At 28.2% G+C, this 14,919-nt stretch carries 13 protein-coding genes, 6 tRNA genes, 1 riboswitch and 1 other annotated feature; of the genes, 9 read left to right on the forward strand and 10 right to left on the reverse strand.

Annotation, left to right across the window (positions count from 1 at the left end; genetic code table 11):
• Nucleotides 1-122: 122 nt before the first annotated feature.
• The 3 genes from leuS to NQ543_RS08460 form a co-directional block, all read right to left on the reverse strand.
• Nucleotides 123-2,519, reverse strand: a complete 2,397-nt coding sequence (leuS, locus tag NQ543_RS08450) for a leucine--tRNA ligase (RefSeq protein ID WP_004608824.1) — start codon at nucleotides 2,517-2,519, stop codon at nucleotides 123-125.
• Between the two features lie 38 nt (nucleotides 2,520-2,557).
• Nucleotides 2,558-2,771: a binding site (T-box leader), on the reverse strand.
• Between the two features lie 53 nt (nucleotides 2,772-2,824).
• Nucleotides 2,825-4,696 carry an ABC transporter ATP-binding protein/permease gene (locus NQ543_RS08455; protein ID WP_004608825.1) on the reverse strand — a complete coding sequence of 624 codons (1,872 nt, stop codon included), beginning with the start codon at nucleotides 4,694-4,696 and terminating at the stop codon, nucleotides 2,825-2,827.
• A 5-nt stretch (nucleotides 4,697-4,701) separates the two neighbouring features.
• Complete coding sequence (locus NQ543_RS08460; protein WP_004608826.1) at nucleotides 4,702-6,537, reverse strand: ABC transporter ATP-binding protein/permease; 1,836 nt, start codon at nucleotides 6,535-6,537, stop codon at nucleotides 4,702-4,704.
• Nucleotides 6,538-6,575: 38 nt separating this feature from the next.
• Between NQ543_RS08460 and mnmL the strand changes: the two genes are divergently transcribed.
• Entirely contained in the window at nucleotides 6,576-7,517 is a 942-nt protein-coding gene (gene mnmL / locus NQ543_RS08465; RefSeq protein WP_004608827.1) for a tRNA modification radical SAM protein MnmL/YtqA, read from the forward strand.
• 50 nt (nucleotides 7,518-7,567) lie between these two features.
• On the opposite strand, the gene hpf is transcribed toward mnmL, so the two are convergent.
• From hpf to NQ543_RS08485, 4 genes are all read right to left on the reverse strand, one after another.
• Complete coding sequence (hpf, locus tag NQ543_RS08470; RefSeq protein WP_004608828.1) at nucleotides 7,568-8,095, reverse strand: ribosome hibernation-promoting factor, HPF/YfiA family; 528 nt, start codon at nucleotides 8,093-8,095, stop codon at nucleotides 7,568-7,570.
• 126 nt (nucleotides 8,096-8,221) lie between these two features.
• A complete protein-coding gene (metK, locus tag NQ543_RS08475; RefSeq protein ID WP_039903476.1) occupies nucleotides 8,222-9,364 on the reverse strand; it encodes a methionine adenosyltransferase in 1,143 nt (380 codons plus the stop codon).
• Between the two features lie 65 nt (nucleotides 9,365-9,429).
• Nucleotides 9,430-9,528, reverse strand: a riboswitch (SAM riboswitch).
• On the reverse strand, nucleotides 9,519-9,767 hold the full coding sequence (locus NQ543_RS08480; RefSeq protein ID WP_004608830.1) for a hypothetical protein: 249 nt from the start codon (nucleotides 9,765-9,767) through the stop codon (nucleotides 9,519-9,521). Its footprint overlaps the riboswitch before it by 10 nt.
• Nucleotides 9,768-9,827: 60 nt before the next feature.
• Complete coding sequence (locus NQ543_RS08485; protein WP_004608831.1) at nucleotides 9,828-10,079, reverse strand: NifU family protein; 252 nt, start codon at nucleotides 10,077-10,079, stop codon at nucleotides 9,828-9,830.
• Between the two features lie 237 nt (nucleotides 10,080-10,316).
• Between NQ543_RS08485 and NQ543_RS08490 the strand changes: the two genes are divergently transcribed.
• The 8 genes from NQ543_RS08490 to NQ543_RS08525 all read left to right on the forward strand — a co-directional run bounded on the left by NQ543_RS08490 (nucleotide 10,317) and on the right by NQ543_RS08525 (nucleotide 12,622).
• Nucleotides 10,317-10,694 carry a CvfD/Ygs/GSP13 family RNA-binding post-transcriptional regulator gene (locus NQ543_RS08490; protein ID WP_004608832.1) on the forward strand — a complete coding sequence of 126 codons (378 nt, stop codon included), beginning with the start codon at nucleotides 10,317-10,319 and terminating at the stop codon, nucleotides 10,692-10,694.
• A 1-nt stretch (nucleotide 10,695) separates the two neighbouring features.
• Nucleotides 10,696-11,976 carry a glucose-6-phosphate isomerase gene (locus NQ543_RS08495; RefSeq protein WP_004608833.1) on the forward strand — a complete coding sequence of 427 codons (1,281 nt, stop codon included), beginning with the start codon at nucleotides 10,696-10,698 and terminating at the stop codon, nucleotides 11,974-11,976.
• Between the two features lie 98 nt (nucleotides 11,977-12,074).
• Nucleotides 12,075-12,150, forward strand: a tRNA-Val gene (locus tag NQ543_RS08500).
• Nucleotides 12,151-12,166: 16 nt separating this feature from the next.
• Nucleotides 12,167-12,242, forward strand: a tRNA-Thr gene (locus tag NQ543_RS08505).
• A 4-nt stretch (nucleotides 12,243-12,246) separates the two neighbouring features.
• Nucleotides 12,247-12,330, forward strand: a tRNA-Tyr gene (locus NQ543_RS08510).
• Between the two features lie 6 nt (nucleotides 12,331-12,336).
• Nucleotides 12,337-12,412: transfer RNA gene (locus NQ543_RS08515), tRNA-Gln, on the forward strand.
• Between the two features lie 4 nt (nucleotides 12,413-12,416).
• A tRNA-Lys gene (locus NQ543_RS08520) sits at nucleotides 12,417-12,492 on the forward strand.
• A gap of 56 nt (nucleotides 12,493-12,548) precedes the next feature.
• A tRNA-Gly gene (locus NQ543_RS08525) sits at nucleotides 12,549-12,622 on the forward strand.
• A gap of 65 nt (nucleotides 12,623-12,687) precedes the next feature.
• On the opposite strand, the gene NQ543_RS08530 is transcribed toward NQ543_RS08525, so the two are convergent.
• From NQ543_RS08530 to NQ543_RS08540, 3 genes are all read right to left on the reverse strand, one after another.
• Entirely contained in the window at nucleotides 12,688-13,215 is a 528-nt protein-coding gene (locus NQ543_RS08530) for a GNAT family N-acetyltransferase (RefSeq protein ID WP_004608834.1), read from the reverse strand.
• Between the two features lie 48 nt (nucleotides 13,216-13,263).
• The gene (locus NQ543_RS08535) at nucleotides 13,264-14,178 is read right to left on the reverse strand and encodes a serine hydrolase domain-containing protein (RefSeq protein ID WP_004608835.1); all 915 of its coding nucleotides are present in this window, start codon (nucleotides 14,176-14,178) and stop codon (nucleotides 13,264-13,266) included.
• Nucleotides 14,179-14,388: 210 nt separating this feature from the next.
• The gene (locus NQ543_RS08540) at nucleotides 14,389-14,712 is read right to left on the reverse strand and encodes a GNAT family protein (RefSeq protein ID WP_004608836.1); all 324 of its coding nucleotides are present in this window, start codon (nucleotides 14,710-14,712) and stop codon (nucleotides 14,389-14,391) included.
• Nucleotides 14,713-14,919: the final 207 nt, after the last annotated feature.

Below are 14,919 nucleotides of genomic sequence, written 5' to 3' on the forward strand. Positions count from 1 at the left end.
CGTATTAAAAAATAATATTTTCATCTATCAAATCACAATAAAAAAGACGTTAATTATTCTAACTAACGTCTCATCATAAATTATAATTTTTTATTAAACCACTATAATGATACTGTAGTTTTTTATTTAACAACAATATTACAAATTTTATTTTTAACAACAATCACTTTAACAATATTTTTACCATCAGTATGAGCTTTAACATTGTCTTGTGCAAAAGCTAATTCTTTAACACTTTCATCATCCGCATCTTTAGCAACTTGAATTTTAGCTCTTAATTTACCATTTACTTGAACACCCATTTCAACAGTTTCACTAACTAACATACTTTCATCATATGTTGGCCATGGTTCATAAGCAAGTGTATTATCATGTCCTAATAATTGCCACATTTCTTCACAAACGTGAGGCGCTATACAAGAAAGCATTTTAATGAAGTTGAATGCATATTCTTTATATACTGTTGGTGCTTTATAACATTCATTGATAAAAATCATCATTTGAGAAATTGCTGTATTGAATCCTAATGATTCAAAATCATCTGTTACTTTTTTAACAGTTTGGTGATAAACACGGTCTAAACTATGATCATTTTCATCACTTAATTTATCTTGTTCAATAAATAAACGATAAACACGATCTAACCATTTACGTGCTCCATCAAGTCCATTTGTTGACCATGGAAGTGCTGCTTCAAGTGGTCCCATAAACATTTCATATAATCTAAGAGCATCTGCCCCATGACTTGCAACAATATCATCAGGATTTACTACATTTCCACGTGATTTAGACATTTTTTCATTATTATCACCTAAAATCATTCCTTGGTGAAATAAACGTTGCCATGGTTCTTTACATTTTACAATTCCAGCATCATATAATACTTTATGCCAGAAACGTGAATATAAAAGATGTAATACCGCATGTTCAGCTCCACCAATATATAAATCAACTGGTAACCATTTTTCTAATAATTTTGGATCACAAATTGCTTCACTATTATGAGGATCGATATAACGAATATAATACCAGCAAGATCCTGCCCATTGTGGCATTGTATTTGTTTCACGACGACCTTTTTTACCATCAATTTCCACTTCTAACCAATCTTCACAGTTTGCAAGTGGTGATTCACCGCTTTCATGTGGTTGGAAGTTTTTAGTTGCTGGTAATTCTAATGGTAATTCTTCAAGTGGAACAGTTCTCATTGTTCCATCTTCCATATGAATAATTGGAATTGGTTCTCCCCAATAACGTTGGCGTGAAAATAACCAATCTCTTAATTTATAAGATACTTTCTTTTGTCCACATTTATGTTCTTCTAACCAAGCAACCATTTTATCGATTGCTTCTTGTTTTCCTAAACCATCAAGCCAGCTTGAATTAATATGAACACCATCTTCAACATACGCTTCTTTTTCAACATCTCCACCTTCTAATACCGGAATAATTTCGATGTCGAATTTTTTTGCAAATTCCCAGTCACGTTGATCGTGAGCAGGAACCGCCATGATTGCACCAGTACCATAGCTTGCAAGAACATAGTCAGAAATCCAAATTGGAATTTTTTTACCGTTTACCGGATTAATTGCATAAGCTCCTGTAAATACTCCTGTTTTATCTTTATTTAATTCTGTTCTTTCTAAGTCAGATTTACTAATACAACTTTGTTTATAAGCTTCGATCGCTTCTTTTTGTTCAGGTGTCGTAATTTCATCTACGTATGGATGTTCTGGTGCCATTACACAGTATGTAGCTCCAAACAAAGTATCACAACGTGTTGTAAATACTGTAAAGATTTTATCTGTTCCATCAATTCTAAAATCAACATTAGCCCCTACTGATTTACCAATCCAATTACGTTGCATTTGTTTAGTAGCTTCTGGCCAATCTAAATCATCAAGATCTTTTAATAATCTTTCAGCATATTCAGTAATTTTTAATACCCATTGTCGCATCGGTTTACGAATTACTGGATATCCTCCACGTTCACTTTTACCATCAATTACTTCTTCATTTGCTAAAACGGCTTTTAGCTCAGGACACCAGTTAACCGGAATTTCATCAACATATGCAAGTCCAGCATCATATAACTTAGTAAAAATCCATTGTGTCCATTTATAATATTCAGGATCACTTGTTGCAATTTCACGATCCCAATCATATGAAAAACCTAAAGATTTAATTTGTCCTTTAAAAACTTCAATATTTTTCTTAGTAAATTCTGCAGGATGATGTCCTGTTTGAATTGCAAACTGTTCAGCTGGTAAACCAAATGAATCAAATCCCATCGGATGTAATACATTATACCCTTGCATTCTTTTCATTCTTGAAACAATATCAGTTGCAGTATATCCTTCAGGATGTCCTACATGAAGGCCATTTCCTGATGGATAAGGAAACATATCTACACAATAATATTTTGGTTTACTATCATCATAACAATCAGTTTTAAATGTTTTATGTTCATCCCAATATTTTTGCCATTTTGGCTCAATTTCTTTGTGATTAAACGGCATTTTATAATTCCTCCTTAAAATAATAAAAAGTCATCCTATCTAAGGACGACTTCAATATCGCGTTACCACCTTAGTTCAAAGCCTAAAAAAGGCTGAGCCCTCGAAACCTTAACGCAGTCAACGGCAACGACTACTGTTAATTCACCGCTGCATCTCCTAGGTGAGTTCATAATCTGCTTTATCAGTTTTCACCACCCACTGACTCTCTAAATAAAAGCATAAATTACTACTAGTCCTATTCATAGATTTTTTTGTTACTCATCTATTATATCACAAAACTAACCATATGCAACATAATTCATCAATTAATATCTTTGATATTTTAAAGATTTAACAGGATCCAAACGACTAGTATAATAAGCTGGAAAACAACTACTAAGTAATCCAAAAAATAGTGCTCCTATATATATAATTATTAATAACTGATTATCAATTTGAATAAAAGCCTTGGATAAATTTAATTGTAATCCCATTTCAACAATCTCATTAATTAGATTAACTAATTGATTAAAAATTAAATATGATAACAAATATGCTATTGTAACTAACATAAAACATTCAAACAAAACCAATAATCGAAGTTGCAACTTACTAGCTCCTAAACACTTAAAAATCCCAATATCTTTTGTCTTTTCAACAACTGATAAATACAATACCTCTCCTATTAAAAAACAAGCTGATACAATTGCAAGTAAAGAAAATAAAACCAATACTCGATGTACCTGCAACAAAAAATCATCAATTCTAGCACTAATATCATCACCTGCAACTTTAAACTCAAAATTCTTATTTTCTTTTCTTAATTTTTCTAAACTTTCATCAACATCAACTTGATTATCTATATTAATCATTCCAATTGAAAAAACAAGCTCATTAATATCTTTATCAAATATCTCACTTACATGTTTAACATTAGCTAATTCATTAATATAAATAGTATCAAAAACAGTTGTTTCATTGCTGATTCCAACTACTTTTAAAACAACTCTTTTGATAACATCACCATACAAATAATATCCATAGATATTTTTATTCAACAACTGCTCATAATCTTTATTTAAATGAATCGCTGTAGTTTTTGATAAAATAATTTCATTATCATTTTTAATTTTTCTTCCTTTTTCTAACTTATCACTTTTCAATCCTTTAGTCATATCACTAATATAAATAGTTTTATCACCTTGATAACTTTCTTGTAAAGATATTCCCATAAACTCATAATCTTTCATCTCACCATATAAATATGTAATATCTTTATTATTTTTTAAATCAACTAAATCTTGATACTTTAAAGGAATATTATTACGTGTTTGTAAAGATATAAGCTGACTTGGAAAAATATTACTGAGTTGTTTTTGAATTTGTTTAGTTAGTGAATCACTTAAAGTAAAAGTAATCATAATACATAGCAGTGCCATTACAACACCTGTTACAATTTTTGTATTTCTAAAAAAATCAGCTCGGTATTGCATCAATACTAATTTATATATATCAAACGGATTTTTCTTTTCTTTAAGACGACAATAAAAATTATCACTTTTATCTTTTCGATATTTACCTAACAATTTACCATTTTGAAAAGTAAATACTTGATTTGCATACTGATAAGCAAGTTGTTCATTATGAGTAATTACAATTACTAATCTTTCCTTTGCTTCTTGTTTTAATAATTCAAAAATTACTTTTGCATTATCGTCATCTAAAGATCCTGTCGGTTCATCACAAAGCAAGATATCTACATTTTTTATCATTGCTCTTAACATTGCTACTCTTTGCTTTTGCCCTCCTGATAAAAGTACTGGTTTCTTTTTTAAAAAAGATGTTAGTTCTAATTTTTCACGACGATCTTCTATTTCCCTTTTGAAGATTATATTACCAAAAAATCTTGGTAGTATATAGTTTTCCTTAGCATTTAACCAATTGACTAAATTAAAATTTTGGAAAATAAAGCCTACATGTTTTCGACAATAATTTTTGATCGTTTTAATATTTTGTTGATCAAATAATACCTCACCATCATATTCTTGATCAATTCCTCCTAAAATATTTAATAATGTTGTTTTACCGCAACCTGACTTTCCTACAATCACAATCATTCCCGTACTTGGAAAACAAATTGACAAATTATCAATAATGATATCATCATATCGTTTAGATAACTTTTTTATCTCTAACATCTTAATTAATCCTCCTTCAACAATACACTCATATCCATTTTACTAATTTGAAAGCTTGTTATAATTCCCACCAAAAAACATGCTCCAATGTAAATTAAAATCATAACAAAATACAAATCATACTTAGATAAAAATAATTTTGGTAAAATAAATAAATCCGGTATCTTAAATATCAGATCACTTATTTTAAAAATATCAATTATCATCAATAAAAATTGTGAAATTAACATTGCTATGATCCCTATTATCATTCCTACCAATGCTGCTTCTTTAGCAAACAATCCCTTTGTTTTATTCAATAACAAGCCATTAGATAACATTAAACATATATCTTTTTTTCTTTCAATTAAGATTGTTTTTAAAATAATTGAAATTAAAATCAATGAAATACCAAAACTTATTACTAAAAAGCAAATAGCAACCATTATTGCCATATCAATTAATGTACGATAACTATTAAAATATTCATTATGTAAATTAATAACAAAATAATCTTGATCATATTTTTTTACCAATTGTTGATAATTTTTACTTTTAACAATCACGCTTGCTTTACTAATTATTTTTTCTTGTAAGTTTTTATCAAGATAATTACTATCAATATAAACATTAATCCCATTATTTACATTATCATTGATAATTGCACAAATAGTTAATGAGAATTTTTGTTTATCTATAATAAAATCAAGCTTATCATTAACTTTTATATTATATTTTTTAAATGCATCTTGATTTATCATTATTTCATTTTCATAATCAGGATAACTACCTTCAACAAAATCAATATTATTACTTTTATAAACCTGATAACTTGTTAAATAAATTTCTTTATCATTTTTAAAACTACCCAAATTAAAATCAAGTTTATAAGAAAGTCGATTAATTAATTTATCTTTTTTTAATCCACTAATTTGTTCATCACTAAAAAATATTTGGTCATAATCCTTTTTACTAATTTCTATGATTTCTTTAAGTGGATCACTATTAAAATTACTTTTTAAATATTCCCATCCACCATTTATACCACTTATCAACAAAACAAAAGTACAAACTGCAAAAATTTGCGAACATAACATCATTATTATCTTATTTCTTTGATAAATTATTTGTCTTTTCAAATAAAAATTTAAACTACTTACTTTTTTAGTTATATTAAAAAAATATTTATGATAGTCAATTGCATGATGAAAATCATAAATATTTTGTCTGCTATCCAAATCTATAATCATTTTAGTATATTTAGATACTAAATTAAAATTATGTGAAATAATAATAACTAAATGCTTTTTTGAATACCATTTTAAAAGTTTCATTACCTCATTTGCCATTTGATCGTTTAATGCTCCAGTTGGTTCATCTGCAAGTAAAATTGGTGTATTACATAAAAAAGCTCGAACTAAGCTGACTCTTTGTTTTTGTCCTCCAGATAATTCTCGAGGGAATTTTTTTAATAATGAGGTAATTTCTAATTTATCACTAAATTGATATAGTTTATCTAATGAAAATGACTTTCCTTTTATCTTAGCTAGTAAAACTATATTTTCTTGTACTGTTAGTGACTCTACTAAATTATAAAACTGATAAACATAACTTATATAGTTACTTTGATATTCACTAATTTGACGATAATCCAATTCATATCCATCTATCAATACTTTTCCACTACATGGTTTTTCAATTCCAGCAATTAAATTTAATAATGTCGATTTTCCACTACCACTTTTACCTATAATTGCTACCATTCCAATTTTAGGAAATTTAACTGTAAAATCATTAATAATTATTTGTTTATTTTTGTCATATGTATAAAATTTTGTAACATGTTCAAGTTGTAATACCATATTTTTCTCCTTGTGTTATAATATCTTAGGTGATAAAAATGAATGTTTTTAAATTTAGTAATGATAACAAGCGTTATCACACTTTTAATTATTATTTAAAAAATAAATATCATCATAAAGTTGCCAAAGTAAGTCTTAATGCCAATTTTACTTGTCCAAATCGTGATGGTACTAAAGGAATTGGTGGTTGCATTTTTTGTAGTAGTAGTGGTTCTGGTGATTTTGCGGGAAATGTAAAAGATTCACTTGAAAAACAGTTTGATGATGTTAGTGCGGTTTTACAAAAAAAATGGCCTGGTTGTAGATATATTGCTTATTTTCAAGCTAATAGTAATACATATGGTCCCGTAGAAAAACTACGCGATTGTATTGAACCATTTATAAACAAAAAAGACGTAGTTGCAATTAGTATTGCAACTCGTCCTGATTGTTTAGAAGATGATATATTAAAATATTTAGATAGCGTTAATAAGCGATGCGATTTATGGATTGAATTAGGATTACAGACAATCCATGATAAAACAGCTAAATTAATTAATCGTGGTCATAGTTATTTAGAATTTATTAATGGTTTAAATAAATTACGCCAGCTTAATATTAATGTTTGTGTCCACATTATCAATGGTTTACCTTTTGAAACTCATGAGATGATGCTAACAACAGTTAAAGAAATCGGTAAATTAGATATTCAAGCTTTAAAAATTCATATGCTTTATGTAATAAAAAATACTAAGTTAAACCAAATATATCAAAACAATGAATTTACTATGCTTACTCGTGATGAATATATTGATTTAGTTACTGAACAATTAAGTTATTTACCAGAAAATATTGTAATTGAACGTCTAACTGGAGATGGTAATGTTGATAATCTTGTTGCTCCTGACTGGTCAATTAAAAAAGTTACTATTTTAAACGATATCGATAAGTTAATGGTCAAGAAAAATTATGTTCAAGGTTGCAACCTTGTCCAAAAATAAAAAGCCCTTTTGGGCTTTTTATTTTGTTAAATTACAACATTAAAATTATATTAATCTGTTTCAATTAAACCATAGTCACCATCATTACGACGATATACTATGCTTATAGAATCACTTTCAGCATCACGATAAACGAAGAATGAATGTCCAATCAATTCCATTTGCATAATTGCTTCTTCCATATCCATTGGCTTAGGTGTAATAGATTTTACTTTTACTAAAACATCATCGTCTGTTTCAACATCTTCAATTGAAGATAAGTTGAACGCAAGTTTATTATCTTTTGATTTACGACTTAATCTAGTTTTGTACTTTCTAATTTGCCCTTCTAGTTTATCTACTACTAAATCCATTGCAGTATATAAGTCACTATCTACTACTTCAGCTCTTAAAAGTACATATTCAGTAGGAATCGTAACTTCAAGTTTTTGTCCATAAGGATAAACTCGACATAATACTTTTGCTTCAACATTGTCACTTACAATGAAATATTTATCTAGTTTAGATAATTTATCTGAAATTTTTGATTCGATTGCTTCTGTGATTTCAATGTTTTTTCCTCTTACTGAGATTTTCATAAGAATTCCTCCTTTGTATATGAATATTATACAATATAAATTTATAAAATAATACTTATATTATATATAAAATTTACATTATTTTAACCAAACATAAAAAAACACTCGATAAATCGAGCATTTTTTCTATAAATATTTTTTTAAAATTTCTACTTTATCTAGCTTTTCCCATGGTAAATTAATATCACCACGTCCAAAATGACCATAAGCAGCTGTTTTTAAATAAATTGGTTGACGTAATTTTAACGTATCAATAATTCCTCCTGGTGTTAAATCAAAGTTTTCTTTGATTGCCTTTAAAATAACATCATGGCTAACATGTTCAGTTCCATATGTTTCAATAAAAATAGATGTTGGCTCTTTTACCCCGATTGCATACGAAATTTGAATTTCAATTTTATCACATAAATCAGCTGCCACAATATTTTTAGCAATATATCTAAGCATATATGCTGCTGAACGGTCAACTTTAGATGGATCTTTTCCACTAAATGCCCCACCACCATGACGAGCTGAGCCACCATATGTATCAACAATAATCTTACGTCCTGTTAAACCAGTATCACCATGAGGACCACCAATTACAAAACGTCCAGTTGGATTGATCAATACTTTATAATCAGTATTTAAGTTATATTTCTTTACCACTGCATCCATTATTTCTTCTTTAATATAACATTTAAACTCTGCTTCTTTAAAATCAGGATCATGTTGTATTGACATTAAAATTGTATCAATTCGTGGTTCACTTTCTGTATAATCAATAGTTACTTGTGCTTTCATATCAGGACGAGCATATTTAAATTCACCGCTATCTTTCTTTTCAGTTGCAACACGCACTAAATGGTGAGCAATTGAAATTGGTAGAGGCATATACCCTTCTGTTTCTTTACAGGCAAAACCAAACATAATTCCTTGATCTCCAGCACCACCGACTTCATCATTTGTACCTAATGCAATATCTGATGATTGTAAATCCATAACTACTTGAATTTTACATGTACGATAATCTATACCTTTTTCATTATCATCATATCCGATATCTTTTAAAACATCACGAGCAACTTGCTCATAATCAACTTTAGCATTAGTAGTAATTTCACCACCAATAACAACTAAATTTGTAGTAGCAAATACTTCACAAGCTACACGAGAATTAGGATCTTCACTTAAACACGCATCAAGAATAGCATCGCTAATTTGATCACAAACTTTATCTGGATGACCTTTAGATACTGATTCTGAAGTAAATAATATTTTTTCTTTCATTTTCTTTCTCCTTTTACAAATAAAAAAGCTTCCTAAAGAGAAAGCATACATAGTTAGGAAGCCTTCTCTCATTGTTCAAGTATATAACTTGCTCAGTTAGGCACCTTCTAAAAATAGGGTTGCCACTACATCATAGATCTTCATCTAGTAGTTCTTAATAAGAGTCTTTTTTATTTATTTCTTGTATTTGTTCTTTTGTAAGTGAGGTAATTATTCCAATTAACTCATCATCTAAACCAATATCCAATAAGATACTGGCAATCATTTTTTGTTGTCTAATATTTTCTTGCATACTATCACCTAAACATAGTTTGCATAATTTAAATAATAATATTCCAAAAACAACAGATACATAATAATATATTCGATAAAATATTGCAAGCAATTTATTTGATACTATCATTCTATCATGATTTATAGCTTATTTCATCTTATAATAGTATCAGATTAATCTCAAATTTTATTAATATTCCATACCTTCTAATACATTTTTAACTTCTAAAACACCAGGTACTTCTTCCATTAAAATTTGTTCAACACCATCTTTTAATGTTTCATCAAGCATTGCACAACCTGCACAAGCTCCTAACATTTTTACATAAACGATTCCATCTTTAAAATCAACTAATTCAATATCGCCACCATCACGATTTAAATATGGACGAAGTTTATTTATAACTTTTTCTATTTCTTCGATTGTACTCATATTTTCCATTTATAACATCTCCTTATCTTTGTGTATATTTTAACACTTTAAACTAATTATTAGAACTTATAAAAGTGAATATACAATATTTTATTTATAATCTATAAAAATTGCAATAATATTAACAAATTTTATTTTCTTGATTTTTTTTGATTTTTAAAATATGAAAATTCATAATAAAAATTATTAAAATGAAATATTTTTATTCAGATTATGTTATAATATTAAAGCAAGGAGTGATTATAAATGGTCCCAAAAGTAAACCGTGGAGATATCGTTGATGTAAAAATTACGGGTATACAGCCTTATGGTGCTTTTGCAAGCTTACCAGATAATTCAACTGGATTGATTCATATTTCAGAGATATCTGATAAATTCGTCAAAAGCATTGATAGCTTTGTAAAAGTTGGTGAATTCATTAAAGTTAAAGTGATTGATTTTGATGAAGAAACCAACCACGCTAAATTAAGTTTAAAGGCCATTGATAATCGATATCGCAGGCGAAATAAACGTGTCTACTATAAAAATCCTAGACGCTCAATCGTTGAAACGCCTAATGGTTTTACACCACTAGCTAAAGCCATGGAAAAATGGCTTAAACAAGGAATTACGGAGGAAAATTAAAATGATTACATTAGATTTATCAAAAGCAAAATTAAATGAAAACTTAGAATCATACAAAGATACTGTTAAAGAAATTCATGATATGATTCATAATAAAACAGGAGCTGGTAATGATTTTTTAGGTTGGGTTGAATTACCAGAAAATTATGATAAAGCTGAAGTAGAGTTAATTAAAAAAACTGCTGCTAATTTAAAAGAAAAAACTGATGTATTACTAGTTTGTGGAATTGGTGGTTCTTATTTAGGAGCACGTGCTGCAATTGAAGCAATCAACGGTTTATATCCTAAAAATAAAGTAGAGATAATTTATGTAGGAAATACTTTTTCATCTAACTATATTAAACAAGTTGCTGAATATATTGAAGGTAAAGATTTTGCAATTAACGTCATTTCTAAATCTGGTACTACTACTGAAACATCAATTGCATTTAGAATTTTTAAAGAAATGTGTGAAGCTAAATATGGTAAAGAAGGTGCAAGAGAAAGAATCGTTGCAACAACCGATAAAGCGCGTGGAGCTTTAAAAACTTTAGCAACTGAAGAAGGTTATACGACTTTTGTAATTCCTGATGATGTAGGTGGTCGTTATTCAGTATTAACTCCAGTTGGACTATTCCCTATTGCAATGGCTGGTATTGATATTGATGAAATGTTAAAAGGTGCTAATGATGCAATGAATAAATATAGTAACCCTGATTTAGATCAAAATGATGCATATAAATATGGTGTTGCACGTCAAATTTTACACAAAGCAGGATATAGTGCTGAAATGTTTGTAACTTATGAATTACAATTAGCTATGGTTGCTGAATGGTGGAAACAATTATACGGTGAATCAGAAGGTAAAGAAGGAAAAGGTATTTTACCTACTAGTGCTACTTTTTCAACTGATTTACACTCATTAGGTCAATTTATTCAAGAAGGTTCTAAAGTATTATATGAAACAATTTTACAAATTAATGAACCAATGGGTGATATGATTATTCCAAATGATAAAGATGATTTAGATGGTTTAAACTATCTAGCTGGAAAATCTGTTGATTTTGTAAATAAAAAAGCTTGCCAAGGAACTATTGATGCCCATGTAAATACAGGTAATGTTCCAAATATTTTAATTACTTTAGATAAAATGGATGCATATAGTTTTGGTTACATGGTTTACTTCTTTGAAAAATCATGTGCAATGTCTGTATACTTATTAGGGGTTAATCCATTCAATCAACCTGGGGTTGAAGTTTATAAGAAAAACATGTTTAAATTATTAGGTAAACCTGGATATTAATAGGAAACGATCAATCTTGATCGTTTCTTTTTTATTTTTATCATTTTTTTGTTGACTTATTAAAAAGTAGATGATAATATAAATAGGCACCAAACGATGGAGGTTTAGCTCAGTTGGGAGAGCATCTGCCTTACAAGCAGAGGGTCAGCGGTTCGAGTCCGTTAACCTCCACCATTAAAATAAAAAATACGCCGGCTTAGCTCAATTGGTAGAGCAACTGACTTGTAATCAGTAGGTTGAGGGTTCAAGTCCTTTAGCCGGCACCATGATGGAGGAGTAGCGAAGTGGCTAAACGCGGCTGACTGTAACTCAGTTCCTTTCGGTTCGGTGGTTCGAATCCGCCCTCCTCCACCATCTTCTTGGGGTATAGCCAAGCGGTAAGGCAACAGACTTTGACTCTGTCATCTCCCTGGTTCGAATCCAGGTACCCCAGCCAATATGACCCGCTAGCTCAGCCGGTAGAGCATCTGACTTTTAATCAGAGGGTCAGGCGTTCGAATCGCCTGCGGGTCACCATTTCTTAAAAAATATCTTGCATATATTAATTATTTATGTTAATATAATAGAGCGATGCGGGTGTAGTTCAATGGTAGAACTTCAGCCTTCCAAGCTGACTACGTGGGTTCGATTCCCATCACCCGCTCCAATAAAAAAGCAACTCATGAACTTAAAAATGTTCATGAGTTTTTATTTTATATAAAATATCCTTTTCTATTCTAAATCTATCCAGTATCTTTGAATAATTTTATCAGCATTGACAACTTCATTTTCTAAAATACCACCATTACTAATAATAGATTTAGCTGATCCAATATTATTTTTATCACACACTAATAATACTCTTTTAATTTTGAGTTTATTACATTCTTTTAAAGCTAAATTAATCATTTTAGTAGCATACCCTTTTCTTCTTTCACTAGGTCTAACTCCATCACCGATATGACCACCATATTTTAATAAATATTCATTCAAATCATGACGAATATTAACAACACCAACCATGATATTTCTTTGATCATCAAAGCAAAAAAATGTAGAGTCAGCTACTAAATTATCATTTGCTTCTTTAATTTCTAAATTATTTAAGTAATAATCAAAGTCATGATAATCATTTTTAAAAATAGCATACGGAGAAGTATTAGCTTTAGGATGTTGTTCATTATAAGCTATCCATTCCTTCAACATATCAATTATTTGATTTTTATATTCATAAGAACCTTTAACTAATTTTAATGACATAAACTTTACCTCCTTGAATTGATATTATCAAAATAAATTCATAATTTATTAACTAAATAATATTCTTAAAATTTCCATAACATTTTCTCTGTTTTTTTCAGATGACATTATAGTTATAAGTAAATTATTATCTTTATTTAAAATAATATATTGTCCGTTAGAACCATTTCTAAATACATAACCTTCTTTTGAAATAAAAGTATAATAACCAGCACCAAGCATAGGTAACGCTACTTTTGTTTTATATACTGATGATATTTCAAATTGCAATGAACACATCATATTAATCCAATTTTTAGATATTACCTGAATGCCATTATACACTCCGTCATTTAATAATAATCTTCCTATCTTATGAAAATCTGAATGTTTTAAAAATAATCCGGTACAACCAGGACAATATTTACCGTAATCATCCCATTGGTATTTTTTTATATCTAATTTTTTAAATATGTTTTCATTAATAAAATCAGATAACTTTATTTTAAATTTTTCTTGAAAAAATACAGATAATATAAATGGTTCAACATTATTATAAACAAATTTTGTTCCTACTTGATAAGGAATATCAACATTTAATACATAATTTAAGATATTATTTATATCTAAATTCTTTTCTTTAATTTCTTTAGCAGTCATTATCATTTCTTTATAACCTGTTGTATGTGTTAATAAAGTTTTAATATCCCATTTTTTTATTTTTTCATTTTTAATATCGACTAATTTTTTTAATATTGAATAAACTTTAGTATCTAATGTTAACATCTTTTTATCAATTGCAATACCAATTGCCATTGCAACTAATAATTTAGAACAACTTCTTAATTCATGTAACTTTTCTTCAGTATAAAAAAATTTATCTATCTTTCCATCATGTTCCACAAATATACTATCAATATTTAAACAGTCTATTTTTTTAGAAAGTATAGTTATATTATTTTTTATAGCATCAATTTCTACCATAACACCCTCCTATAATAGTTAAATCATACTATACTTTATAAAAATTTACTATATACAATAAAAATATCCTTTATAGGATATTTTTATTAAAATCTTTTAATCTCATATGCAAAATAGGATAAGGATTCCCTTGTACATCTAATTCATCTCTTTTATAAACTTTAAATCCCATATATTCATAAAATCCTTTAGCTTGAGGATTTTGCTCATTTACACCAGTTCATACACTTGATAATTTTCAATTCCATATAAAAGTAATTTCTTCCCTAATCCTTTTTCTCTAAAATCAGGTGCAATAAACAACATTTCAAGTTTATTATCTTCTATTCCCATAAATGCAATTGAATCTCCATTATCATCAGTTTCAATAATCAAATGTTTTATACTATTTAATGCTTGAAACACGTACGGTTCAATATTTTCTATTTCATCTTTGGATAAAAACAAATGTGTTTCTTTTACAGAATTTTTCCATACAATTAATAACTGATTAATTAACATCTTATCACTTTTTTCAATTTTAACTTCTTTCATATAAATATATTTTTAAATTTATATCTTCATTATATTAATTGCATAATTAGTATCACAAATAATCAATAATTTAAAACTTATCATTTATTAGTTTCCCATTGTATTTTTCATATATTGAAGATCACCATACCAATATGATGCACTTGCTCCCCATCAATTAAAAAATCTGCTCCAGTAATAAATCTTCCTCGACTACTCATTAAAAAC

It is taken from the genome of Thomasclavelia spiroformis DSM 1552, assembly GCF_025149465.1.
GTDB classification, from domain to species: Bacteria; Bacillota_I; Bacilli_A; order Erysipelotrichales; family Coprobacillaceae; genus Thomasclavelia; species Thomasclavelia spiroformis.